2 protein-coding genes are annotated in these 1564 nt (G+C 45.5%); both read right to left on the bottom strand.

The genetic code is table 11. The features are described 5' to 3' along the window. Nucleotides 1-507: 507 nt before the first annotated feature. Nucleotides 508-972: a hypothetical protein gene (locus AVAK2825_RS24640; RefSeq protein ID WP_284403115.1), complete on the bottom strand. Its 465-nt coding sequence runs from the start codon at nucleotides 970-972 to the stop codon at nucleotides 508-510. After that, on the bottom strand, nucleotides 969-1564 hold a 596-nt coding region (locus AVAK2825_RS24635; RefSeq protein WP_284403114.1), incomplete at its 5' end, for an RHS repeat-associated core domain-containing protein. The genes AVAK2825_RS24640 and AVAK2825_RS24635, both read right to left, overlap by 4 nt.

The following is a 1564-nucleotide window of genomic DNA, read 5'->3' as shown; positions in this document are numbered from 1 at the left end:
GGATCTGGATGGCCTTGCTGTTGTTGCGGTGCCAGGCCGTGCCCTGCTTGCCGCTGGGCTTGAGCTTGACGTAGGTCCAAGGATCGAACGTCCAGCCGTCGGCCACCTGCGTGATCGCGCCTTCGCCTCCGCTGAAAATGTGCGTGCCCATTGAAAGGGAAGGAAAGGGGTGAAAAGACGGCTGACAGTGTTTTACGCCGTCAGCGCAATAAGGGCGTGCTTTGATTGCTATTTAATTGGTAGCAGAGGCGGGGCGTAGGTGACGTGGTACAAGAAATAACGATGAAAAGTGCCTGATGCCCTAGTGTCGATTGGCTTTGGTGCTATTGAATAAATAGCAATCGCTGGTAAGCCGGGCGGTCTCAAATGCTTCACCGGCCGAACGCTGGACTACAGGCAGCTTGATCTGAGAATTACGACGTAACCAGCAGGCGCACAGCGATACTTGGTAGATCGTCGTTCAAACTGGGCCTTTAATAGCTTTACTAATTTATGCGACAGCTTCTGCTAGCCTTTTTTTAGAGTCTCCCCATAATCAATAAATCCCTCCATGGTAATTGCGAGGCACCAAGAACCGTCTATTGGAAAAAAATAATGATGCTGAGGGACGTTGGTTATTAAAATTGTAAATATCTCTTGGAAAATATGGTTGGATATAACCAATCCAAAATCTAAGGAAGAATCGTTTATGTAGCAAATCTCTGTGGTTTGATTGATGGTGGATTGAAAATCTACCTCTTTTAACTTTTTTTCTATAATTTCTAGTTTTTCTATAGTGTTGATGGTTTTGTTCTCTGGGTTGTAATTGTGACTCCAATGATTATTTGTTTTGCTCCAATTTATCTTCGATCCTGAGAATTGAAATTTAGTGCTGAGTAGCTTGATTAATTTTGCCTGATTGTGTTCGACTTCTAGGTGATTATTTTTAGTGAATGGGGTAATTTCTTTGAGAATTTCTTCGTCTATGTTCATCTGCCTCTCCAAGGTTTGGATGGTAAGTTAAAGCTTCTTTGTATTTTTTCGACTGTTTTGTTTGAGCCCTCAAATGTGAAATGTGGACCTTCTTCTTTGCCATTGAATACGTTAATGTGTCCCCCACATCGTGAGTCATGCTCAACCCTGAAGCCGGTTTTTCCATTTTCCGTTGTCATGCCGACTGGTTGGCCTGCTGTAGAGCCAAATTTTCCCGTATTTACGGTGTTGGCCGAAAATCCTCGTGCCGTTAACCATGCCAAAGCAGCATTTCTGGCTTGGTTATAGTCTTTGAAGTGCTTTCTATTGGGGCATTCATCCTTTTTCTCCTCGCACGGACAATTTTTTTTCGATGGGCTGTTTTTTTGTGGACTGAGCCCTAAAGGATCGAACCATTCCAAAGAGTTGGGCGCATAAGCAAATAAGTTTGTGTCGCCCATCAGTCCAATTGGATCTTGACTAACAAACCTGCCCACAGCCGGATCGTAATACCGGAAACGGTTGTAATGCAGCCCGGTTTCCTCATCGAACTGCTGCCCCTGGAATCGGAAGGGTTGTTCGATCGGCGGCGGCGCGGATGACCGGGCGCTGG

Origin of the sequence: Acidovorax sp. SUPP2825 (assembly GCF_030158995.1) — a bacterium.
In the GTDB taxonomy this organism is placed as follows: domain Bacteria; phylum Pseudomonadota; class Gammaproteobacteria; order Burkholderiales; family Burkholderiaceae_C; genus Paracidovorax.
The sequence above is the reverse complement of the archived record's forward strand: the minus strand, read 5'-3'. Positions and strand labels throughout refer to the sequence as shown.